We start from the raw sequence: 21232 nt of genomic DNA on the forward strand, positions 1-21232 counted from the left end.
CCCCCGGCGCCGTCCCTGAGAAACAGACGACTCCCCGCCCAAGGAGGAGAGGCGCCGCTCACTTCACCGCGCGGCGCGCCGCTTCCGCGACTCGAGCGCCAGCATCACGAGCACCAGCAACCCGAACACCGACGTCCCACTCCCCGAGCTGCTGCAACCTCCGCCCTCTTTCTTCCCACCCGAGGTCGGAGGCGCCTCGCAGACCCCGGCGTTGCACGTCTCCCCTCCACCACAGTCCGATGACTGCTGGCACTCGGGCTGGGGATTCGGCGTCGTCGAGGTGACCGTCACCGACGTCGTCCCCGTGACGCTCCCCACCGTGACCTGGATGGTGTTCGAGAACGTGCCCGCCACCGAGCCGGCGGTGAAGACGCCGGAGGCATCGATGGAGCCTCCACCGTTCACCACCTTCCACGTGGCCGGATACCGGGTCGTCTCGTTGCCCTGCGCATCGAACGCCTGCACGCGGAAGGTCACCGAGCCTCCCGCGGGAAGCGTGGGGTTCTGCGGCGTGAGGACGACCCGGCTCGGCTCGCCGGGCTCGGGATTCGGCGTCGTCGTCGTGACGGTCACGGAGGTCGTCATCGTCACGCTCCCCACCGTGACCTGGACGGTGTTCGAGAACGTCCCGCCCACCGAGCCGGCGGTGAAGACACCCGAGGCGTCGATGGACCCTCCACCGTTCACCACCTTCCACGTGGCCGGGTACCGAGTCGTCTCGTTGCCCTGCGCGTCGAACGCCTGCACGCGGAAGGTCACCGAGCTTCCCGCCTGAAGCGTGGGGCTCTGCGGCGTGAGGACGACCCGGCTCGGCTCGCCGGGCTCGGGATTCGGCGTCGTCGAGGTGACTGTCACCGAGGTCGTCCCCGTCGCGCTCCCCACCGTCACCTGGACGGTGTTCAAGAACGTGCCCCCCAACGTGCCCGCGCTGAACACACCCGAGGCATCGACAGTGCCACCCCCGTTCACCACCTTCCACGTCGCCGGGTACGCAGGCGCCTCGTTCCCGTACACGTCGAACGCCCGCGCGCTGAAGGTCACCGAGCCCCCCGCCGGGAGCGTCGGGTTCTGCGGCGACAGCACGACCCGGCTCGGCGCCGCGGCCACCACGGAAAGGGAGGCCTGCTCCACGATTCCCCCCACGGTGACTTGCACCGTCCCCGGGAAGGCTCCCACCACGATGCCCGCGGTGAAGACTCCCGCCCCATCGATGGAGCCTCCTCCATTCACCACCTTCCACGTCGCAGGCGCCGAGGGCACCTCGTTGCCGTGCACATCGAACGCCTTCGCGATGAACGCCACCGAGCTCCCCGCCGCCACCGTCGGCCCCTGCGGAGACAGGACGACCCGACTCACCGCCCCCGGCGTGACAACGACGCTGGCCGTCTTCGTCACCCCCGCCACGCTGACCTGCACGCTGTCCGCGAACGTCCCCGCCACCGTGCCCGCGGTGAAGACACCCGCCGCGCTGATGCTGCCTCCGCCCTTCACGACACTCCACGACGCCGAGAACGAGGTGACCTCATTGCTGTGCGCGTCGAACGCCTTCACCGTGAACGGCACCGTTCCCTTCACGACGACAGAAGGCGCCTCCGGGGAGATCTCCAGCCGGCTGATGGCTCCGGGCTTCACGACGACGGCGTTGTAGAGCGAGAGGTGCTCCACGGCGACGCGCACGCTGGCGGAGTACGTCCCCGCGACCTTCGGCGCGGTGTAGAGCCCCTCCGACGTGATGCTCCCCGCGCCCGGCAACTCCACCGACCACACCGGAGAGATGACCCGCGGGTTGCCATCCGCGTCGAACCCCTTCGCCTCGAACTGCTGGGTGCCCAGGGGCTCCAGCGTGATGGACGAAGGCGTGAGCGTGATCCTCGACAACGGCCCCGGCAGCACCGTGACGTCCACGGAGCGCGAGATACCCTCCGTCGTCGCCTTCACGCCCCCTGCGTAGAGTCCCGCCACCGTACCGGTCCTGAGCAAACCCTTGGAGTCGATGGTCCCCAGCGCGGAGTGGGTCACGGTCCACGTCGGGGTCAGGGTCCACGTGTTTCCCCACGTGTCGAATCCATGGGCCGTGAACTGGCGGGTCGCCCGTGTCTTCACCTCGTTGAGGGTGGGAACCACCTCGAAGCGCACGAGCGGACCCGGGGTCACGGTGACATTCGCCGTCGCCGTGACGCCTTCGGCCGAGGCCTCGAGGGTTCTCGGGAAGGAGCCCGCGACGGTTCCCGCATTGAAGCGGTTCGCGGCGTCGAGGGTCCCTCCCCCTCCGACGACCCTCAAGGAGACGTCGGCCGACGTGGGGTTCCCCGCGCGGTCCAGGGCCACGGCGGACACCTGCGTCTGGGAGTTCGCGGCCACCGTGAGCTGCGCGGGGGTCAGCTTGACGGTGTGCACCGGCCCCGGCTGGACGTTCACGCTCGCATAGGCGGACAAGGCGCCCGCTCGGACCTGGACGCCCTTGGCATCACCCGTGACCTGGGTGCTCGCGGTGAAGAGGCCGCTGGCCGTGATGGAGCCCAGCGACGAGCTGCTCGTCGACCACGAGAGCATCGTCGGGACTTCACGGCCGCAGGCATCCGGGGCCGACACCGAGAACTGCTGCGTCTCGCCGATGCCCAACGTCACGTGCGACGGGGTGAGCGTCACCGTCTGGATGGGGCCCGACGTCACCGTCACATCCGCCGAGGTGGAAAGCGCCCCCGCCGTCGCGACCACCGCTCCAGGGTACGAACCGAGCGCGCACCCCGCGGTGAGCATTCCGCTCGAATCGATGGTCCCCACCTCGGCGGGGACCGTCCAGGCGACGACAGCGCGCGGCAACTCCAGCCCCGCCGCGTCGAGGACCCTGGCGATGACTCGAGACGTGCTGTTGCCGGGCAGCGTGACGGAGTACCTGTCCAACGCGATGGACACGGCGGGGACCGGGACATAGGGGAAGGCCCCCATGTCCGTCCCATCCGATGCGGCATTGCGGCAAGGAGAGTTCTCCATCACCGTCACGTGGCGAGGGCTGACGAGGAGCGGGTCCTCGGTGAGGCTCCCAGGCCCCAGCGTGGGACTCCCCCGGTAGTTGTCGGAGTGCCCCCAGACCGCGTTGTGATGGATGGAGATGTTGGACGCCGACACGACCTCGATGCCCGCGTGCTCGTTGGCGTGGATGATGTTGTCTCGAATCTCCACGGAGTTCTGCGGCTGGGTGGAGATGGAGAGACCGGCCCAGGCGTTGTTGATGATGGTGTTGTGGACGAGGGAGGCGGAGGCATTGGCGAGGTGGAAGCCACCCGCCATCGAGGGGGCCTGCCTCGTGTTGTCACGCACCAGGCTGTAGGAGACCTTCACGACGCCCCCCGTGGCCTCGACCGCGGTGATGCATTTCTCGAGCGAGCCCCTCTCGAAGGTGAGCGAGCCGCCCGCGACCCTCAGACAGGGCATCCCCTGCAGGAAAGTGGAATCCGTCACCGTCGCGGTGGCGGAGTCGTAGACAGAGACACCTCCGCTCGCGGTGACCTTCTTCGCCGTGAGGGTGCTGTTCCCCCGGGCCTCCAGCCTCCCTCCCGACAGGGTGAGGTTCTCCACCGTGGCGATGCTGTTGTCCTCGGTCACGAGGGAGCTGGATTGCATCACCGAGGAGTCCTTGAACGTGGCGGAGCCCGTGCCCTGGACCCTGTACGAGTCGAGAATCCCCGCCAGGGTGGAATCCTGGAACGTGGCCGTGCCCCGGATGACGAGCCCTCCCTTCACCTCGGCGTGCTTGAAGCTCGCCTCGCCGTGGAGCTCGGCCGTCGTGTCTTCGGTAGACCCACGCTCGAACCGGACAGGCGCGTCGGTGGTCCCTTCGGCTTTCAGAGGGCCCGCGATGATGACCTTCACCGGCACGGTGGCGCCTGCGGGCCCCTTCTTCAGGTTCGTGACAGTGACGTGGGAGCCGGGGGCGAGCGTCAGGGAGACACCCGCGGGGACCAGGAGGTCTCCGGTGACGACGTTGGCCCCGGTCAACGTCCTGTCCGAGCGCAGGATGCCCTCGAGGAGGGTGGGGTGAACGGGGTGCCCCTCATAGGGGAAGGCCCCCATGTCCGTCCCATCCGACGCGGCATTCCTCACCGGAGAGTTCTCGGAGAGCCTGGCGAAGTCCTGGAGGAGGGGATTGGCATGGACGCTCCCTTCCCCGGGGCTGACCCCCTGGTAGTTGGAGAAACTGAAGCCCCACACGGCGTTGTGATGAACGACGGGCGCGCGGACATTCGACAACCGCACGCCATGCAGCCCCCTGCCCATGATGATGTTGTCGCGGAGGGTGATGGCGAGGTCCGTGTTCCTCGTGGGCATGAGCCCCTCGATGGCAACCCCTCCATTGTCGAAGATGGTGTTGTGGACGAGCGTCGTCTTCGACCCCGGGTCGACGATGCTGATGAGGGGCGTGGTGCCCGTCGGGGTGCACCCATGAATCACGCTGGAGCGGAGGGCCACCTCGCCCGGGCCGACCCACATCGCCTGCTGGCAGCCCTTGATGACGCCATTCTCGAAGTCGACGCTGCTGCCATCGTTGATGGAAAAGGCAGGCAGGCCTCCAACGACGGTGAGGTGGTCGGCGACCACGGTCCCATTCCCCTGGACCCTGATCATGTTGGACTGAAGCTGGATGGAGACAGGCGAGGCCGCGGTCCCCTCGGCCACCAGCGAGCCACTGACATAGAGAGTGGCGTTGGTGGTCTGCGCTGTCTCCACCACGACCCCGGGCCCCAGGGCCAGCGTGCCGCCATCGCCGATGAAGAGAGCGCCCTGGAGCCTCCAGGGATTCCCCGCCGCGGTCCAGGAGGTGTAGGTGCCGATGTATTGGTTGTGGGGGACGTCGGTCGCCAGCGCGACGGTGGGCATCAACAAGACGAGGAGAATCCCGAGGAGTCCTGATTTAGGCACGTGTCATCCTGTTTCATGGGCTCGAAGACACCGCTCCGCCCCTGCGGAGAGCAACGAGAGACAGGGCGAGAAGTCGCGTGCGGGGCGCTGAAAAACCGTCACGAGAAACGAGGCGTCCGCGAGGGCGCCGTCGGTCGGGTAGACCCACGGCGCACGGCGGCGAGGACGTCACGGGTGACCCGGGCTGTCAGCGCTTCCTTCCGGAACGCGGTGGCTTCCGCATCGCGGTGGCGAGCCGCTCCGGGAGGCGCGCCGCGAGCAGGTCGATGGCCCTGCGCACCTTGCTGGGCAGGTGCTTGTTCTGAGGCCAGACGGCGAAGATTTCGTTGCCGTGACGCCCCACGCCCTCCAGCACATCCACCAGCTCGCCCCGGTGCAGTCGCTCCGCGATGAGCCAGCACGGCAGCCACGCGATGCCCAGGCCTTGCGTCGCGGCGTCGGCGATGGCCTCCAGGTCATCCAATCGCAGACGTCCCCGGACGCGGACGGAGGTATCGCCCCCCTTCCCGTCTGGAAACAGCCACGGCTTGCTCTGGCCCTGACGCCCGTAGGTGATGGCCTCGTGACGGGTCAGGTCCTCCAGCGTCCGAGGCCGGCCCTGACGGGCCACGTAGTCCGGTGAGGCGCACACCACCATCATCTGCGCGCCGAGCTTGCGCGCCGCGAGCCCGGACTGGTCCGCGAGCGGCGCGACGCGGATGGCCAGGTCGTAGCCGTCCTCGATGAGGTCCACCACCCGGTCGCTGAAGGAGAGCTCCAGTTCCAGGCCCGGGTGCTCGCGGGCCAGTTCCCACAACAGCGGCGCGACGAGGTGCCGGCCGAACAACACGGACGCGGTGACGCGCAGCCGCCCCGTGGGCTCGCTGCGTCCGGAGTCGAGCGCGGCCTCCGCGGCCTCCAGCTCCGACAGGGCGCGCACGCAGCGCTCGTAGAAGACCTGCCCGTCCTCGGTGAGGCGCTGCTGGCGCGTGGTGCGCTGGAACAGGCGAGTGCCCAGCCGCTGCTCCAGCCGCGCGATGCTCTTGCCCACGGCGGAGCGCGTCAGCCCCAGCCGCTGCGCCGCGAGCGCGAAGCCCCCGGCCTCCGCGGCCTGGACGAACACGAGCACTCCACTGAGCCGGTCTGTCATCACGGGACCTCGATTGGTGAAACCGTGTCCCCAGTGAAGCCCCCAAAGCTCTCCACTGAAGACACGTCCGCCTCCCTATATCCCCCGCGCCTCTTGAAGACACGGAAAGGGAGACCCCATGGAAGGCGTGATGAAGCGGTGGGAATTGCGCGAGCCGGGCCGCGCGAACTTGAAGCTGACGAGCGTGGCGATTCCCACGCCCAAGCCGGGCGAGGCGCTGGTGCGCGTCCGCGCGGTGTCGCTCAACTACCGGGACAAGCTCATCCTCGACTCCACCGCGCCGCGCGCCTCACGCGAGCCGCTGGTGCCCACGTCCGACATGGCCGGCGAGGTGGTGGCCACGGGCGAAGGCGTCACCCGGGTGCGCAAGGGAGAGCGGGTGCTCGCCGCCTTCAGTCCCCTGTGGGTGGATGGGCCGCCGGTTCGCGTGGACGGCGTCATCCCGAGCCTCGGGGGCGCGCTGCCCGGCGTCCTGTCGGAGTACGTGGCCGTCCCGGAGTCGTGGCTCGTCGCGGCGCCTCGGACGCTGGATGACGTGAAGGCCAGCACGCTGCCCTGCGCGGGCCTCACCGCGTGGACGGCGCTGATGGAGCACGGCGCGCCCAGGCCGGGCCAGACGGTGGTGACACAAGGCACGGGGGGCGTGTCCCTGTTCGCCGTGCAGCTCGCCTCCGCGCTCGGGGCGCGCGTCATCGTCACCTCGGGCGACGAGGAGAAGCTGGCCCGAGCCAAGGCCCTGGGCGCGGCGCATGGCATCCACCGTCGCCAGACGCCGGACTGGGAGCAGGCGGTGCTGGAGCTGACCGGAGGACGCGGCGCGGACGTCATCCTCGAGGTGGTGGGGGGCGACAACCTGGGGCACTCGGTGCGCGCGCTCGCGAGCGGAGGGCGCATCGCGCTCATCGGCGTCCTGGAGGGCTTCGAGGTGCGCTTCCCGGCGGTGCCGCTCTTCCAGACGCACGGCATCATCCAGGGGGTGATGGTCGGGCATCGGCGGGGACTGGAGGAGCTGGTCCGCGCGGTGGACACGCTCCGACTGGAGCCGGTGGTGGATGCGACCTATGCGCTGGACGCGTTCCCCCAGGCGCTCGAGCACCTGGACCGAGGCCCCTTCGGCAAGGTGGTGGTGCGCGTCGGCGCGTGAGCGGGCGTCAGCGGCCCTTCTTCACGTTGCCGAAGGCCTGCCGGTAGTGGACGGGCGTCATGCCCGTCACCTGCTTGAACGCCCGGTGCAGGCTGCTCTCGTTGAGGTAGCCCAACTGCTCGCCAATCACCTTCAGGGGCTCCAGCGAGGTGGTCAGCGCCTCGCTCACCTGCCGCAGCTTGACCAGACGCAACCAGGCCCCCGCGGGGAGCCCGGCATGTGCCTCGATTCTCCTGCGCAGGGTGCGCGGTGAAACGGCGCAGTGCTCGGCGACCGTGCCCAGACTCAGCTCCGACGCGGGGATGGACTGGGCATGGACGAGGAGCTTCTTCAGCTCGGCGGACGGCTGCGCCATCAGCTCCACCGGACGGAACGCAGGATGCGCTGTCGGAGGCCGAGGCAGCATCAGCACGTGCTCGACGTCTCGCATCACCTCCGCGCTGACCCACTGCGCCAGTTGCTGGGTCACCAGGAGCCAGTGCCCCTGCGCACCCGCTGCGGTGACGGCCCCGCGGTCGGAGACCAGCGGCTCGGTGAAGCGCCAGCGCACACGTCGAAAGCGCTGCTGCAAGAACCGCTGGAACCACCATGTCCCCGTGGCCGCCTTCCCATCCAGCAGGCCCGCCGCCGCCGTGAGCGCGACGCCCGCGCAGTATCCCCAGACCGCCTGCCCCACCCCGCCCTCGCGGAGCGCGGCGATGAGCTTCGCCTGACGCTCGAGCATGACCTCGAGGTCGGCCTCGGTCTCGGTCCAGAACCCGGGCACCAGGCAGACGTCACACCGGCTCTCCGCCAAGGTCTGCTGAGGCCGCAGCGTCAGCCCGTCCTCGGTGACGATGGGCTGCGGCGTCAGCCCCAGCCACACCACTTCACAGACTCCGCGCCCCGCCCGGCGGTTCACGGCGCGCACCATGTCGGCGGTGGCCAGCAGTCCGGCCGGCATGCAGCCCGGGTAGAGCAACAACCCCAGCCGCCGGGGACGTGGACGCGAACGCGAGGAGGTCACGGGCCCGCGTCTCCAGGCGCGAGTCGACGGACGGGCATGGGTGGCACGAAGCGCAAAGAGGCTGTCACTTCCTGCCATTGTGACGAGCGGCCCGCTGGCGCACAACCACCTCGCAAGTCCACTCGAGACCTCGAGGCCCTTCATGCACATCACCCAACTGCGCAACGCCACCGTGGTGCTCGGATTCGAGAGCGCCGGACAGGCCGTGAACCTGCTCATCGACCCCATGCTCGCGCCGCGCGCCGCGCTCCCCACGTTGAAGTGGCTTACCCGGACGCGGCGCCGCAATCCGCTCGTGGACCTGCCCTCGCAAGCGGACTCGGTGTTGGGCTCGGTGACCCACGCGCTCATCACCCACTGCCAGCGCGGCCACTTCGACCACCTGGACCGGGCGGGGAAGCACTTCCTGCGCGAGCGCCGCATCCCCGTGTTCTGCACGCCCCATGACGAGCCCTACCTGCGTGCACGAGGGCTGGAGGCCCGGCCGCTGGGCGCGCTGAATCGTGCGCCCTTCTTCCATGGCCACATCACCGCCATCCCCTGCGTTCATGGCCTGGGTTGGGTGGGCCGGCTGATGGAGCATGGCGTGGGCTACTTCATCGAGCTCCCCGGGGAGCCCAGCCTCTACATCGCCGGGGACACGCTGCTGACGGACGCGGTTCGCGCCTGCGTCACCCAGCACCAGCCCGACCTGGTGATTGTGCCCGCGGGAGGGGCCCGCTTCGACACGGGGGGCGACATCCTGATGAATGGAGAGGACGCCCTGGAGCTGACCCGTGTGGCCCCGGGGCGCGTCATCGCGAATCACCTGGAGGCCCTGGACCACTGCCCCACCACGCGCGAGGGCCTTCGCGCGGCGGCTCGACACGCGGGGCTGGCGGACAGGCTGCTCGTCCCGGATGACGGCGAGCAGTACCACTTCGCCGCGTAGGACAGGCCGCGCCTCGGAAGCCGTCGCTGGGAGCAGCAGACCACCGGGAGGGGCGTCACGGCTCCCGTCCCGCCTGGGTGCGGCAAGTCCGTCTCGACCCCGGACCGGGCCACTCGAACGACACCCACATGCCCCGGGGTTGGATGGCTGGAACGAAACCCGGCAGGCACCATCCCTCCAGGTCCTGAGCAGTCCGCTGTTTCGTGGACGTGGCGAAGGCCTCTGGCGTCTCGGGCGAACCCACACCCTCCCCGCCCGGACGAGCCGAAGGCCACGCTGAGCATCGCGGTGGAGCACGTCCTGACCCACGGAGCGTCACCCTTCGGCTCCGGCAAGACCGCCCCGCCCCCCAGGGGCCAACGGCTCGGGTCTCGAGGCGACGGCGGCCCCCGTCGCCCCTCCATTGCTGAAGACCCGCCCTACTCGCGCGAGCTGGCGCCGTCGGAGTCGCGCAGGGGGTCCGGCTCCACGGGGTCCGTGCACGGAGGCACCAACGCTTGCTTGCGGTACATCGTCGTCGTGCCCCACGATGAATAGACATTGCAGACGCAGGAGTCGCCTCCGACCTGCGATGTCATCGTGGCGTTCGAGTAATAGAAGTACGCCCAGTGTCCGAAACAGACGTCGGGTCCGGACGAGGCAGACACCGTGGCCTGCTCCTCCCCCGAGATGAGTTCCTCAGCGGAGACCTGCTCCGGCTCCGCGCCACCACAACCCACGAGGAATCCCACCACCCACAAGCCCTTGAGAACCTTCATCGCACCCCTCCTGCTCGAACCAGCGTTGGCACCTCAAACACCGGATAACAGGAGTTTCGCGATTACAATAGTAACAGTTCACGGGGGCACTCATCACCCCGGATGGTCGTGCTCGGCCTCGCTGTGAAGGGGTGACTCCTCGGAGCCTCGGCCATTCTCCCCGCCCGAGCCCCCTTCCGCCTGCGCCAGGAAGTCATCCAGCGCCCCCACGTCGATGGGCTTGCGGAACACCGCGTCCACCAGCGCGAGGTTCGCGCGATTCTGCCCGCGCACGTCCATGCCCGTGACGATGGCGAGCAGCACCTGGGGCGACTTCTCACGCAGCTCGCGCGCCAGCTCCCACCCGCTCATCTCGGGCATCACCGCGTCCAGCAAGGCCGCGTCGAAGCGCCTGCGGTCCCACATCCCCAGCGCCACGGTGGGGTCATGGGCCACCTGCACCTCGTAGCCTTCCTCGCCCAGCACCTCGGCCATCATCCGGGCGTTGTCCAAGTCGTCGTCCACCACCAGCACGCGCCGGGTCTGCTGGAAGCGCCGAGGCACCGCCGCGGCCGGTGTCTCCCCCGTCGCGGGGGACTTCACGGCCTCCTGCGCCACCTTCTCCTGCACCCGAGGCAGCTTCACCACGAAGGCCGCGCCCGCCCCCGTCGGCGAGTTCTCCGCCATCAACTCCCCGCCCCAGCGCTGCACCTGCGCCCGCGCCACCGCCAGGTACAGGGACAGCTGCGGCGCCCCCGGGTCCCTGCGCAGCGGGTCGAACAGGTGCGACAGCTCCTCGGGAGCGAAGCGGGGCCCCTCGTCCTGGATGCGCAGCGTGAGCCAGCCCGGCCCCGCGACGCGCGTCGTCACCCGCAGGTGCCCGCCCTCCTCCATCCGGTCGCGCGACGCGAGCATCAGGTTCACCACCAGCTCGCGGAAGAAGGCCGCGTCCGCGCGCACCGCGCCGGGGTTGTTCAAGTCCAGCTCCACGTAGACCGGGTGCTCGCGCTGCTCCAGCTCGCCTCTCGCCAGCTCCAGCGACTCGCGCACCGTCTGGTCCACATTCACGTCCGTGGGCCGCTCCTCGGTGCGCTGGACGTTGAACTCCTGGAGCCGCGCCACCAGCTCGCCAATCTGCTGCACCGTCCGGTCGAGCGCCTCCAGGTGCTCGGGCTTGTACTCCCGCTGGAGCAGCGTGATGCGCAGCCGCAGCACGTTGAGGAAGTTGTTGAGCGCATGCGCCGCGCCCCCGGCCAACTGCCCCAGGGCCTGCTGCCGGGTGCGCTGGAGCAGCCGGCCTTGAAGCCGCCGCAGCTCGCCGTACGCGCTCTCCAGGGCCTTCGTCTTGTTGGCGGACTCGGTGCGGTCCGTGAAGGTCTGGATGGCGCCCGCGAGTTCCCCCTCCTCCTCCCAGACGGGGGTGGCGCTCATCTCCAGCGTCACCTCGCCCCCGCCGGGGCGCTCCACCACCATCATCACCCCGCGCACCGGCCCCTGCTCCTTCAGCGCGCGCACGAAGGGCATGTCCGCCACGCGGAAGGGCTCACCCGCCAGGTGCCGGGCGTTCACCTGCGTCAGCACCGGCGCCAGCGTGTTCACCGCGCGCCCGCCCACCACCGCGCGCATGGGCACACCCATCAACCGGCTCACCGGCGGCGTGGCGAAGGACACCGTGCCATCCACCTCCGCCAGCAGGATGCCCACGTCCACGTGGTTGAGCACCGACTCCATCACCGCGGCCTCGCGGAAGCGCACCTCCTCCGTCTTCAGGATGCGCGCGTACGACGCCTGCGCCGCCGCGTCCCCCTCCCACACCAGCTCCGCGATGAGGCCCGCGACCTCGGGCTCAATCAGCCCGCCGTGGTGGCGCGCGTAGACGTGCAGCAGCACCTCTTCCAGGGACTTGAACTCGCGTGTGAGGTCCTCGGGCTCGAAGTTCTGCGTGTACCGGTCCGCGCCGTGCGAGCGGGCGACCTCCGGCCACAGGCGCACCGCGTCCTCGCCCCGGTCCTTGAGCAGCCGCGCCATCTCCGAGACCAGTCGCCGCAGCGGCGCGCGCAGGTCCTTGCCGGGGATGTCCACTTCGTAGATTTCCGCGCGCAGGCGCTTGGCCCACAGGCGCGCCACGCGCTCCTGCTCCCCCTGGAGCAGCTCCGACAGTGCTTCGATGGGATTGAGTCGGGCCACGTCCCGCCAAGATGCGCACGGCCGCCCGCCGAGGCCACGCAAGGCCGCCGGCTGCCCGCCTGCTCCCGGAGCACGCCGCGCATCCAGGCAGGCCGTTGCACCCGCCCGCTCCCCGCCCCAGCTTTCAGGGACGGATGCCCCTCAACGAGCCCATCAAGACCGACCTGCTCGAGTCGCCCTGGCTGTCCCAGCAGGCCATGGCCCAGCTGTTCCGGGGCGAGCTGAGCCGCTCCGACACCTGGCGCACCCGGCTGGATACGACGACCAACTGGGCGCTCACGACGACCGCGGCCGTCATCTCCTTCGGCTTCGCGACGCCCTCCAGCTCCCACGTCACCTTCCTCGTCGGCATCTGGATGGTGGTGTCCTTCCTGCTCGTCGAGGCGCGGCGCTATCGCTACTACGACTTGTGGAACCGCCGGGTGCGGCTGCTGGAGGATGGCTGGTGGGCCCCCATGCTGCGCCGGGAGCCCGTGGACCCGGATGCCTTGCGGGAGCTGGCCGTGGAGATGTCCCGGCCGCAAATCCAGCTCTCGCTCCTGTCCGCCATCTCCACGCGGCTCAACCGCACCTATGGCCCCATCCTGCTCGTGCTGCTCTTGACGTGGTTCTCCAAGGTCTACAGCTACCCGCAGCCGCCCCAGGACTTCGCCGAGTTCGTCGCCCGGGCCCACGTCGCGTGGATACCTGGGCTGCTGGTCATGTCGGCGCTGAGCCTCATCACGGTGGGGGCGGCGTACCTGTTCATCTCCTCGTTCTTCATCCGGGCGCCGCTGGGGGAGCTGCGCACCCGCCCTCGAGGGCGACGCGCTGCCCTGTGGGAGTCGTTCTACCGGCCCTACGCCATCCACCGGAGGCACCGGCCGACGCGCCGGCCGCCCCGGAGCCCGGACGCCGCGTCCGAGCACTGACGCCCTCCTTCCCCTGAAAACGGGGTGAACGGGCCGAAACGGGGGCCTGGCTCATGGCCGCCATGCCTGGCCCTGGCACGGGGTTGGTTTTCGTCCTTTCAGCATCAAGGGATTTGTGCTGTGAATCCGCACCCATGGCGAACACCCGCACTGTCACGGTCATCAATGGCGACGGCATCGGCCCCGAGGTGATGGCGGCCACCATTCGCGTCCTCGAGGCGCTCAAGGTTCCCCTCGAGTTCGAGCACAAGGACGCGGGCACGGAAGTGGTTGCGAAGTACGGCACCAACCTGCCCCACGAGACGGTGGAGGCCGTGCTGCGCAGTGGCGTCGCGCTGAAGGGCCCCACTGGCACGGTGGTGGGCGGCGGCCTTCCTTCGGCGAACGTGGGTCTGCGCAAGCGGCTGGACCTGTACTCGTCGCTGCGGCCCGTCAAGAGCGTGCCGAATGTGAAGACGCGCTACGAGAACGTGGACCTCATCGTCGTTCGTGAGAACACGGAGAGCCTCTACGCCGGCCTGGAGCACATCATCGTCCCGGGCGTGGTGGAGTCGCTGAAGATCATCACGGAGAAGGCCTCCACGCGCATCGCGCGCTTTGGCTTCGAGTACGCGCGCAAGCACGGCCGCAAGAAGGTGACGGGCGTGCACAAGGCCAACATCATGAAGTTGTCGGACGGCCTCTTCCTGGACTGCTGCCGCAAGGTGGGCCGTGAGTATCCGGAGATCCAGTACGAGGAAGTCATCATCGACAACCTCTGCATGCAGCTGGTGAAGGACCCGACGCGGTTCGACGTGATGGTGCTGGAGAACCTGTACGGCGACATCGTGAGTGATTTGTGCGCGGGTCTGGTGGGCGGCCTGGGCGTGGTGCCGGGCGCGAACATCGGCGAGCGCACGGCGGTGTTCGAGGCGGTCCACGGCACGGCGCCGGACATCGCGGGCAAGGGCATCGCGAACCCGACGGCGCTGATGATGTCGGCGGTGATGATGCTGGACTACCTGGACATGCGCGAGGAAGCGCGCCGGATGGAGAACGCCATCCAGAAGGTGTACGGCGACGGCAAGGTCCGCACAGGCGACCTGGGTGGCGGCGCCACCACGCGCGACTTCACGGACGCCATCATCGCCGCGCTGTAGTCGTCACGACGGCCAGGCCGTCTGGATGACCGAAGCCCGGGCCGCCTTCACGGGCGCCCGGGCTTCTTCATTTCGTGAAGGCTACACGGGTGTGAACTTCACGCCGGTGACCTTCGCGCGCTCCAGGGCCTGCTTGATGTCCTCGGACACGATGAGCGCGAGGTCCCAGCCCCAGGTCCGGAACACCTTCGCATCCCCCACCTTCGAGGCGTCGATACGCAGCCCGCTCACGACCTTGTAGTCACCGACTCGCTCTGGTTGCCCGTGCTCGGGCTTCCAGTAGCGCACCTCCTCGGACGACTGGTCGTCGATGCAGCGGATGAGCTTCGTCGCCACCAGGAGGAGGTACGGGTCCATGTGACCCTGGATTCCGACGGGAAGGAGTTGCACGTCGTTGGGAGCCCACTCCGCGAAGAGAGACGCCACAGTGACGTGAACGATGGGAGCCGCGCCCGTCCCGGCCGTGGAGAAATCCAACGGCTTGCCCGGCTCGATGATGGGCACCGTCAGGCGGCTCTCGACAGACACAGGCCGCCTCGCCCTGAACAGAGACGGGCCCTCTACCTCCTGGCCCTGCTCGTTCCGAGGGTCACCGAGGAACCAGTACCCCGCTTGAACGTTCTCACTCAGCCGGAAGTAGCGCATCTGGGACATGGTGGAGGTCCGCTCTCCATCGTGGGCGTTGAGTCACGAGCCCGCGGAGCCTTCTCCCTCCGCGCTCACTTCCTCAGCAGCTCTCGCGGGGGAGCGGCCCCAAGCCACCAAGAGACTCGGGAACCACGCCCTCAGAAGCTCAGCCGACCGTCACCTTGCGGACGCCGCGCGCCTCCAACAGCGAGGGCAGCCGCTCCCGCTGGTCGCCTTGGAGCACGAGGTCATCCCCCTCCACCACGCCCCCACAGCCCAGCGAGTTCTTCAGCGCCTTGAGCCAGACCTCGCGCTGCGGCGCGGGCAACTCCAGGTGCTCCACCACCGTGACTTCCTTGCCCCCTCGCCCCTTGCGCTCCATGCGCACCACCGCACGCGCGGGGCCCTTCGGCTCGGGCTTCCGCACCGGCGGCGCGGCGGGCGCGGACGGCCCCACCGGCAGCTCCTCCCGCTTCGCCGCCAACGCGGCGAAGGGGTTGTGGAACGGCGCGGCGGGGGCTGCGGGCTCGTCCTTCTTGTCGCGTTTGCCCATGACGAAGGACTCTCAGCCCACTCAGTGGTTGTGGCCCGCGTGGTCGTCGCGGGGCATCGCGCGCGGAGGCGGCAGCACGTCGAAGGCCGGAGCGCTCGGGTTCCCATCCGCCATCACCAGCGCGTACAGGAACGGCGCGGACGGCATCGCCATGCGGCCATTCACCACCACCAGCGGCGTGCCCGTGAAGTGGTAGCGCAGCGCATAGGACGTGTCCTCCTGCAGCTTCGCCGCCGTCTCCGACGACGCCATGCACGCGTCCAGTTGCCCGCGCGGCACCGAACCGGACGACGCAATCTCCATCACCCGCTCCGTGTCCAACATCGCCTGCGCCGCGAAGAGCTTCTCGCGCAGCTCCCAGTAGTCCGTCGCGCCCTCCAGGCAGATCTGCGCCTTGGCCGCCACGCATCGCACGGAAGGAGCATCCGGCCCCCGCCGCTGCATCGCCGGGTTGCACGCCCCATCCAGCGGGAACTGCCTTGCCTCCAGCGACAGCTTCCCTTCCGGCACGCGCTTCTTGAGCACCGCCAGCTCCTCCACCAACGACTTGCAGTGGGGGCACTTGCTGTCGGTCCACTCGACAATCTTCACCGGTGCATCCGCGGGCCCATAACGACGACGCGCGGGAGCCGCGGCGGGCTTCGGCGTGTCGTTGCGGTACATCGCCAGCGCGTTGGAGAGGAACTGCTGCTGGTCCGCCGGCAACCCGCGCAGGTACGCCTCCAGCGACGCGGGCGTGCTCAACTCCGACGTCGACGCGGCCACGGGCGGCAACAGCGCGCCCGCCTTGGGCGGAGGCGTGGACAGCGAACGGCCCGGCAACGAAACAGCAATGAACGCGGCGACCGTCGTCCCCACCGCCCACGTCAGCGCGGGGCCCCACTCGCCCGAAGCCGAGGGCAGACCCTTCCACGCCACACCGGCGATGGCCGCCACCAGCGCGTAGGTGGCCAGACACGTCGGGCACACCGCCCCCGCCTGGAAGCTCACCACCGCGAACATCGGCACGGCCAGGACTCCCGCCAGCGCCGCCAGCTTGAGCCCCTGCGACGCCGGAGCCACGGACCTGCCAGAGCGCGCCCGTGCCAGGTACAGCGCCGACAGCGCCACCACCACCAACCCCCACACCAGGCCCAGGCCCGCGATGGGGATGCCGAACAACTCATGCACCTTCGTGGCGAACGGCGAGTTCCACACCGTCTCGCAGTTCACCGTCTCGGACACGCCACAGACGGTGGCGCCGCCGGCGCGAAGGGTGAGCAGCTGGCTCCACTGGAAGATGGACAGCGCGCTCGCACACAGGCCCAGCACCAACAGCGCCACCCCGGCGCGGGAGGAGACGGGGGCGTTCAGGGAGGAGGACTTCGAACTCATGCATGCTCCGGGGGCGGGGTCATCAGAACGAGCAGTCGGGCGGAGTCGGGGCCATCATTGACGACACCATGCTCGGCACCCGCGGGGGCGAAGACGGCGGCACCAGGGCCGTGGGCCTCTTCCTCCGCGCCGACGCGGAAGCGGCAGCGGCCCTCCAGGACGATGTAGACCTTGTCCGAGGTGGCATGGTGGTGCGGCTTCTGGGCCTGCCCGGGCGCGAGACAGTACACGTCGAGGAAGAAGCGCTCGGACTGGAAGATGTTGTGCTTCCGGAGCTTCTCCGGGGAGAAGTCCTGGAAGGAGGACAGGTGCTTCACATCCATCGTGGCATTCGCTCCTTCGCCTCTATATAGCGACGGACATGGAACCGCTGTCTCTGCATTTTCTTCACGAGGAAGCAGGGGCCCGCTTCATTGACGTGGGCGGCCGGGAAGCCGTGGCCAGCCATGGGAATGACGCGGACGCCTATCGGGCCGCTCGCGAGGCCGTGGCCCTCCACGACGCCTCCTACCGTGAGGTCCTCCGGATTACCGGCGAGGACAGGGTGTCCTTCCTACATGGAATGGTGACCCAGGAGGTGAACAACCTCCCCGCGGGCAGCGCCACGTACGCCGCCATGCTCACCGCCAAGGGGGCCATGGTGGCGGACGCCCGCATCCTCAGGCGGGAGGCCGACCTGGTCCTCGACATGGAGCCCGGGATGGGCCCCAAGGTCCGGGAGTTCCTGGAGAAATACCTCATCTCCGAGGACGCCGAGCTCCACGAGGCGACGGGCGACCAGGGCCTCCTCCGGCTGCTGGGGCCTCGGACGGGGGCGGTGCTGGCCGCTGCCCTGGGGGGCGACTTCCCACCCCTGGCCCACCAGGCCACCCGGGCGGCGACACTCGCCGGGCAGGACGTGCTGCTCGTCGGGAACACGGTGCTCGAGCCCCACGGTGTCGACGTGTGGGTGCCGCGAGCGGGCCTGGAGGCCGTGTGGCGCGCCCTGACCCAGGCCGGCGCCGGCCAGGGCCTCCAGCCGCTGGGCTTCGAGACGCTGGAGCTCCTGCGCGTCGAGGCGGGGGTCCCCCGGTACGGGCAGGACATGGTGGCCACCACCATCCCGCTGGAGGCCAACCTCACGGCGGCCATCGCCTACAACAAGGGGTGCTACATCGGGCAGGAGGTCATCGCCCGAGCCACCTTCCGCGGGCACATGAACCGCAAGCTGACGGGGCTCCTCCTGGGTGAGTCCGCCGCCGCGCCGGGCACGGAGCTGCGCCTGGGCGAGAAGAAGGTGGGCTGGCTCACCAGCGTGGTGCGCTCCTCCACGCAGGGGCAGTACGTGGCCCTGGGGTATGTGCACAAGGACTCGCTGGAGCCCGGCACGGAGCTGCTGCTCGCGCAGGGCCCCGCCACGGTGAAGGTCGCCGCGCTCCCCTTCAAGGGCTGAGCGCGACACCGCTGTCAGTGGGACACACGTCCCCTGAGGGCCCCGGGACACAAAGTCACCGGGGTGGCCCCGTGGGGACTGGAGTTACGGGCTGTTGAGAATGGAACGGGCCTTGCTGATGGGGCCCTCTCCCATGAAGCCCTCGTCCTTGACGTGGTTGGCCTTCCTCGCCGGAGCCACGGTGATGGCCTCGGAGATGATGGCTTCCCGCCTGGTGGCGCCCTCCTTCGGGAGCAGCATGCCGGTGTGGGGGGCGCTCATCTCGCTGGTGCTGGGCGGGCTGCTGATGGGGGCGCACCTGGGAGGACGGCTGGCGGACCCGTCCGGACGCCTGGAGCCGCTGCGCAAGGCGCTGTGCCTGGCCGCGTTGTTCCTCGCCCTCCTCCCCTTCCTCGCGCAGGAGCTGCTGCCGGAGGCCACCACGGCGGTGATGATGGGGCGGCCCCTGGAGGCCATCGGGCGGGTGACGCTGGTGGTGCTGGTGGCGGTGCCGCCGCTGATGGCGCTGGGGGCGGTGGGCCCGTTCCTGTGGAAGGTGGGCGGCATGGAGGACGTGGAGGAGGAGCCGACCCGCGGCTTCTCCGCGTCGATGCTGGGGAGCCTCGTGGGGGCGCTGCTCGCGGCCTTCGTCGTGCTGCCGTGGCTGGGCACCACCCACGCCATGGCGTGCTTCGCGGGGGCGCTGGGGCTGGCGGCGGCGAAGGGCCTGGGCTGGCCGTGGCGGCTGGTGGCGGTGGGGGTGCCCGTGGTGGCGCTGCTGGTGGCGGGCCTGCCGTCGACGCGGGAGGCTCGCGCGCGGGAGCTCCAGGAGCCGCCTCGAGCGCCCATCCACGTCCTGGAGTCTCCCCTGGGCACGCGCAGCGGAGACATCGCCGTGCGGTCCCTGGGGCAGCAGGGCGTGTCCTCTTCCCATCGGCTGACCCTCGCGATTCCGCGTCCGGCCCGGCCTTCTCCGAGAGCTCCTCCATGAACCGGAACGTGCTGCTGCGAAACCTCGCCACCGTCGCGGTGGTGGCCACCGCGGGCGCGCTGCGAATCGGCTGCGCCATCGAGAAGTGTCCTCACGAGGGGCACGACCAGACCTTCACCGTGCAGGGCAACACGTGCGGGCCCAACGGCACCCTGCGCATGAAGTCGGAGAAGGACACGTGTGACGTCACCGGCGAGGGCGCCCAGCGGCTCGGCTTCCCCGAGTACGGCCGCATCGAGGCCAACGCCGGCCCGCTGCCCGAGGGCCGCTGGTCGCTGCACGAAGCCAACCTCACGCTGCACCTGGGGCCGGATGGCGGCGTGGTGCCTCCCGACGCGGGCCCGTCCACGACGGTCACGGGCAATCGCCACTGCGAGGCCACGCGGGCCGCGGGGACGCTGAGGCTCGAGTGCATCGACCGGCGCTCGGACCTCTCGGGCGACGAAGTGGGCCGCTGCGCCGCGACGCTCACCGCGAACTGAGCACCCACCCCAGCGCGCCTCCGCCAAGCACGAGCCAGGCGGAGTTGACGCGGTAGCGGATGAGCAGCACCGCGGACACGGCCGCCATCCCCACCGTCCACGCGTCCACCACCGCCGCGCGCCCGAGCTGCCACGTCACCCCGGCCACCAGCGCGAGCGAGGCCACGTTGACGCCATCGAGGAAGGCCCCCGCCGCCCACGAGCGGCGCAGCCGTGGCACCAGCGGACCGCTGAGCGCCACGAAGACGAAGGCCGGCAGGAAGATGCCCACCGTCGCCACCACCGCGCCCGTCATCCCGCCCAGCACATAGCCGATGAACGTGGCCGTGGTGAAGACGGGCCCGGGCGTCACCTGCCCCACCGCCACCGCGTCCAGCAACTGCGCCTGCGTGAGCCAGCCCCACCGCTCCACCAGGTCCGCGCGGAGGAACGCCAGCAGCACATAGCCGCTGCCGTACAGGACCGAGCCCACCTTCAGGAAGAACAGGAACAGTCCCTGCTGCGAGAAGGGCACCGCCACCGAGGAGGCCCCGAGCGGCAGCACCCACGGGACGAGCGCCTTGACGGAAGACCCGAGCCCACCGCGCTCGACGCCGCGCCACGCGAACACGCCCACCCCGGCGAGCAGCAGCAGGAGCAGCTCGTTGACGCCGAGGAACGCCGCCGCAACGACGCCCACCCCCACGAGCGCCTCCCGCCACGTCTTCACCACCGTGCGCGACAGGCCCCACAGGGCCTGGAGCACCACGGCGATGATGACCGCCTTCACGCCGTACAGCAGCGCGCTCACGTCCGGCACGTGGCCGAAGCGGGAGTAGACCCAGGCGATGCCGGCGACGATGAAGAAGGCGGGGAGGATGAAGCAGGTGCCCGCGACGAGCAGGCCCGGCCACCCCGCGCGCCGATGGCCGATGTGGATGGCCAGCTCCGTGGAGTTGGGCCCGGGGATGAGGTTGGCCGCGCCGAGCAGGTCCACGAACTCGTCGCGGGTCAGCCAGCGACGGCGGCGCACCACCTCGTCCTCCATCATCGCGATGTGGGCCGCGGGGCCGCCGAACGCCGTGGCCCCCAGCCGCAGGAACAAGAGCGCCAGCTCCCGGAGCGCGGCGGTGCGGGAGGAGGCAGTCGTGCTCGAGGACTCCGGATGCGCCATCCCGCACGACGCTACTCCATCCCCAAGCGTCGGCTTTGCGACAACTCCGCGACGGGACATCGCGCTTGTCACGCGGGCCGGGCCTTGGGATGCATGTCCCGCATGACTCCTCAGGACACCACGCTGCTCGCGGCGGCCGTCGTCGAGAGCCAGGACGGCTACGCCCAGGCGATTCGCACCGGCAAGCACCACTTCCCGTCGGACGAGCCCGCCGCCCTGGGCGGCACGGACCAGGGCCCCGCGCCCTATCAGCTCCTGATGGGCTCGCTGGGCGCGTGCACCGCCATCACCTTGAAGATGTACGCGGCGCGCAAGGGCTGGGACCTGAGCCCGCTCACGGTGAAGCTCAAGCTCTTCCGCGAGAAGGACCACACGGAGCGCGTGGAGCGGGTGCTCTCCTGCGGCCCCTCCATCACCGAGGAGCAGCGCGCGCGCCTGCTCGACATCGCCGCGAAGACACCCGTGACGCTCACGCTCTCCCGGGCCCTGCGCATCGAGACGACCTTCGCGCCGGCCTCGCCCTGAAGCCGCGTCCCG

The 21232-nt window shown here is 69.9% G+C and carries 18 protein-coding genes; 8 read left to right on the forward strand and 10 right to left on the reverse strand.

The features are described from left to right. Positions 1 to 63: 63 nt before the first annotated feature. Entirely contained in the window at positions 64 to 4920 is a 4857-nt protein-coding gene (locus tag MYSTI_RS34500) for a right-handed parallel beta-helix repeat-containing protein (RefSeq protein WP_015352476.1), read from the reverse strand. A 187-nt stretch (positions 4921 to 5107) separates the two neighbouring features. Then, positions 5108 to 6049 (reverse strand): LysR family transcriptional regulator, encoded by a 942-nt coding sequence (locus tag MYSTI_RS34505; RefSeq protein ID WP_015352477.1) that lies wholly within the window; start codon positions 6047 to 6049, stop codon positions 5108 to 5110. A gap of 130 nt (positions 6050 to 6179) precedes the next feature. Between MYSTI_RS34505 and MYSTI_RS34510 the strand changes: the two genes are divergently transcribed. Further along, positions 6180 to 7193 (forward strand): zinc-dependent alcohol dehydrogenase family protein, encoded by a 1014-nt coding sequence (locus MYSTI_RS34510; protein WP_233278051.1) that lies wholly within the window; start codon positions 6180 to 6182, stop codon positions 7191 to 7193. Between the two features lie 7 nt (positions 7194 to 7200). Here MYSTI_RS34510 and MYSTI_RS34515 read toward each other — a convergent pair whose 3' ends face one another. Then, positions 7201 to 8199 carry a GlxA family transcriptional regulator gene (locus tag MYSTI_RS34515; RefSeq protein ID WP_015352479.1) on the reverse strand — a complete coding sequence of 333 codons (999 nt, stop codon included), beginning with the start codon at positions 8197 to 8199 and terminating at the stop codon, positions 7201 to 7203. Positions 8200 to 8341: 142 nt separating this feature from the next. On the opposite strand from MYSTI_RS34515, the gene MYSTI_RS34520 reads away from it, so the two are divergent. Beyond that, positions 8342 to 9130 carry an MBL fold metallo-hydrolase gene (locus MYSTI_RS34520; RefSeq protein WP_015352480.1) on the forward strand — a complete coding sequence of 263 codons (789 nt, stop codon included), beginning with the start codon at positions 8342 to 8344 and terminating at the stop codon, positions 9128 to 9130. Between the two features lie 419 nt (positions 9131 to 9549). Here the strand turns inward: MYSTI_RS34520 and MYSTI_RS34525 are convergent, their stop codons facing one another. Together MYSTI_RS34525 and MYSTI_RS34530 are read right to left on the reverse strand one after the other, a co-directional pair. Then, positions 9550 to 9888: a hypothetical protein gene (locus MYSTI_RS34525; protein ID WP_015352481.1), complete on the reverse strand. Its 339-nt coding sequence runs from the start codon at positions 9886 to 9888 to the stop codon at positions 9550 to 9552. A gap of 93 nt (positions 9889 to 9981) precedes the next feature. Then, the gene (locus tag MYSTI_RS34530; protein WP_015352482.1) at positions 9982 to 12054 is read right to left on the reverse strand and encodes a hybrid sensor histidine kinase/response regulator; all 2073 of its coding nucleotides are present in this window, start codon (positions 12052 to 12054) and stop codon (positions 9982 to 9984) included. A gap of 134 nt (positions 12055 to 12188) precedes the next feature. On the opposite strand from MYSTI_RS34530, the gene MYSTI_RS34535 reads away from it, so the two are divergent. Both MYSTI_RS34535 and MYSTI_RS34540 read left to right on the forward strand, forming a co-directional pair. Then, the gene (locus tag MYSTI_RS34535) at positions 12189 to 12965 is read left to right on the forward strand and encodes a DUF2270 domain-containing protein (protein ID WP_015352483.1); all 777 of its coding nucleotides are present in this window, start codon (positions 12189 to 12191) and stop codon (positions 12963 to 12965) included. Positions 12966 to 13099: 134 nt separating this feature from the next. Further along, entirely contained in the window at positions 13100 to 14104 is a 1005-nt protein-coding gene (locus MYSTI_RS34540) for an isocitrate dehydrogenase (NAD(+)) (protein ID WP_015352484.1), read from the forward strand. A gap of 81 nt (positions 14105 to 14185) precedes the next feature. On the opposite strand, the gene MYSTI_RS34545 is transcribed toward MYSTI_RS34540, so the two are convergent. The 4 genes from MYSTI_RS34545 to MYSTI_RS34560 all read right to left on the reverse strand — a co-directional run bounded on the left by MYSTI_RS34545 (position 14186) and on the right by MYSTI_RS34560 (position 16981). Further along, on the reverse strand, positions 14186 to 14758 hold the full coding sequence (locus tag MYSTI_RS34545; RefSeq protein WP_015352485.1) for an imm11 family protein: 573 nt from the start codon (positions 14756 to 14758) through the stop codon (positions 14186 to 14188). Positions 14759 to 14897: 139 nt separating this feature from the next. Continuing rightward, positions 14898 to 15284 (reverse strand): translation initiation factor, encoded by a 387-nt coding sequence (locus tag MYSTI_RS34550; RefSeq protein ID WP_015352486.1) that lies wholly within the window; start codon positions 15282 to 15284, stop codon positions 14898 to 14900. Positions 15285 to 15305: 21 nt separating this feature from the next. Further along, positions 15306 to 16658 carry a vitamin K epoxide reductase/DsbA family protein gene (locus MYSTI_RS34555; protein WP_015352487.1) on the reverse strand — a complete coding sequence of 451 codons (1353 nt, stop codon included), beginning with the start codon at positions 16656 to 16658 and terminating at the stop codon, positions 15306 to 15308. Beyond that, positions 16655 to 16981, reverse strand: a complete 327-nt coding sequence (locus MYSTI_RS34560; RefSeq protein WP_015352488.1) for a cupin domain-containing protein — start codon at positions 16979 to 16981, stop codon at positions 16655 to 16657. The genes MYSTI_RS34555 and MYSTI_RS34560 overlap by 4 nt, the downstream gene beginning before the upstream one ends. A 38-nt stretch (positions 16982 to 17019) precedes the next feature. Between MYSTI_RS34560 and ygfZ the strand changes: the two genes are divergently transcribed. The 3 genes from ygfZ (at position 17020) to MYSTI_RS34575 (ending at position 19542) form a co-directional block, all read left to right on the forward strand. After that, positions 17020 to 18090 (forward strand): CAF17-like 4Fe-4S cluster assembly/insertion protein YgfZ, encoded by a 1071-nt coding sequence (ygfZ, locus tag MYSTI_RS34565; protein WP_015352489.1) that lies wholly within the window; start codon positions 17020 to 17022, stop codon positions 18088 to 18090. A 133-nt stretch (positions 18091 to 18223) separates the two neighbouring features. Next, a complete protein-coding gene (locus MYSTI_RS34570) occupies positions 18224 to 19060 on the forward strand; it encodes a fused MFS/spermidine synthase (RefSeq protein WP_144370206.1) in 837 nt (278 codons plus the stop codon). Beyond that, the gene (locus MYSTI_RS34575; protein ID WP_015352491.1) at positions 19057 to 19542 is read left to right on the forward strand and encodes a hypothetical protein; all 486 of its coding nucleotides are present in this window, start codon (positions 19057 to 19059) and stop codon (positions 19540 to 19542) included. Before MYSTI_RS34570 ends, MYSTI_RS34575 begins: the two co-directional genes overlap by 4 nt. Here the strand turns inward: MYSTI_RS34575 and chrA are convergent. Next, positions 19529 to 20695, reverse strand: coding sequence for a chromate efflux transporter (gene chrA / locus MYSTI_RS34580; RefSeq protein WP_015352492.1), 1167 nt, complete (start codon positions 20693 to 20695; stop codon positions 19529 to 19531). The two genes, MYSTI_RS34575 and chrA, sit on opposite strands and share 14 nt — an antisense overlap. 102 nt (positions 20696 to 20797) lie before the next feature. Between chrA and MYSTI_RS34585 the strand changes: the two genes are divergently transcribed. Next, the gene (locus MYSTI_RS34585) at positions 20798 to 21220 is read left to right on the forward strand and encodes an OsmC family protein (RefSeq protein WP_015352493.1); all 423 of its coding nucleotides are present in this window, start codon (positions 20798 to 20800) and stop codon (positions 21218 to 21220) included. Positions 21221 to 21232 lie beyond the last annotated feature (12 nt).

Origin of the sequence: Myxococcus stipitatus DSM 14675, from assembly GCF_000331735.1 — a bacterium.
Taxonomy (GTDB): Bacteria; Myxococcota; Myxococcia; order Myxococcales; family Myxococcaceae; genus Myxococcus; species Myxococcus stipitatus.

Bases quoted from the DNA above. Each gene is read 5' to 3' on its own strand.
- MYSTI_RS34505 (WP_015352477.1), bottom strand. From the start codon at position 6,049: ATGACAGACCGGCTCAGTGGAGTGCTCGTGTTCGTCCAGGCCGCGGAG.
- MYSTI_RS34510 (WP_233278051.1), top strand. From the start codon at position 6,180: ATGAAGCGGTGGGAATTGCGCGAGCCGGGCCGCGCGAACTTGAAGCTG.
- MYSTI_RS34520 (WP_015352480.1), top strand. From the start codon at position 8,342: ATGCACATCACCCAACTGCGCAACGCCACCGTGGTGCTCGGATTCGAG.
- MYSTI_RS34525 (WP_015352481.1), bottom strand. From the start codon at position 9,888: ATGAAGGTTCTCAAGGGCTTGTGGGTGGTGGGATTCCTCGTGGGTTGT.
- MYSTI_RS34535 (WP_015352483.1), top strand. From the start codon at position 12,189: ATGCCCCTCAACGAGCCCATCAAGACCGACCTGCTCGAGTCGCCCTGG.
- MYSTI_RS34540 (WP_015352484.1), top strand. From the start codon at position 13,100: ATGGCGAACACCCGCACTGTCACGGTCATCAATGGCGACGGCATCGGC.
- MYSTI_RS34545 (WP_015352485.1), bottom strand. From the start codon at position 14,758: ATGTCCCAGATGCGCTACTTCCGGCTGAGTGAGAACGTTCAAGCGGGG.
- MYSTI_RS34550 (WP_015352486.1), bottom strand. From the start codon at position 15,284: ATGGGCAAACGCGACAAGAAGGACGAGCCCGCAGCCCCCGCCGCGCCG.
- MYSTI_RS34555 (WP_015352487.1), bottom strand. From the start codon at position 16,658: ATGAGTTCGAAGTCCTCCTCCCTGAACGCCCCCGTCTCCTCCCGCGCC.
- MYSTI_RS34560 (WP_015352488.1), bottom strand. From the start codon at position 16,981: ATGGATGTGAAGCACCTGTCCTCCTTCCAGGACTTCTCCCCGGAGAAG.
- ygfZ (WP_015352489.1), top strand. From the start codon at position 17,020: ATGGAACCGCTGTCTCTGCATTTTCTTCACGAGGAAGCAGGGGCCCGC.
- MYSTI_RS34570 (WP_144370206.1), top strand. From the start codon at position 18,224: ATGAAGCCCTCGTCCTTGACGTGGTTGGCCTTCCTCGCCGGAGCCACG.
- MYSTI_RS34575 (WP_015352491.1), top strand. From the start codon at position 19,057: ATGAACCGGAACGTGCTGCTGCGAAACCTCGCCACCGTCGCGGTGGTG.
- chrA (WP_015352492.1), bottom strand. From the start codon at position 20,695: ATGGCGCATCCGGAGTCCTCGAGCACGACTGCCTCCTCCCGCACCGCC.
- MYSTI_RS34585 (WP_015352493.1), top strand. From the start codon at position 20,798: ATGACTCCTCAGGACACCACGCTGCTCGCGGCGGCCGTCGTCGAGAGC.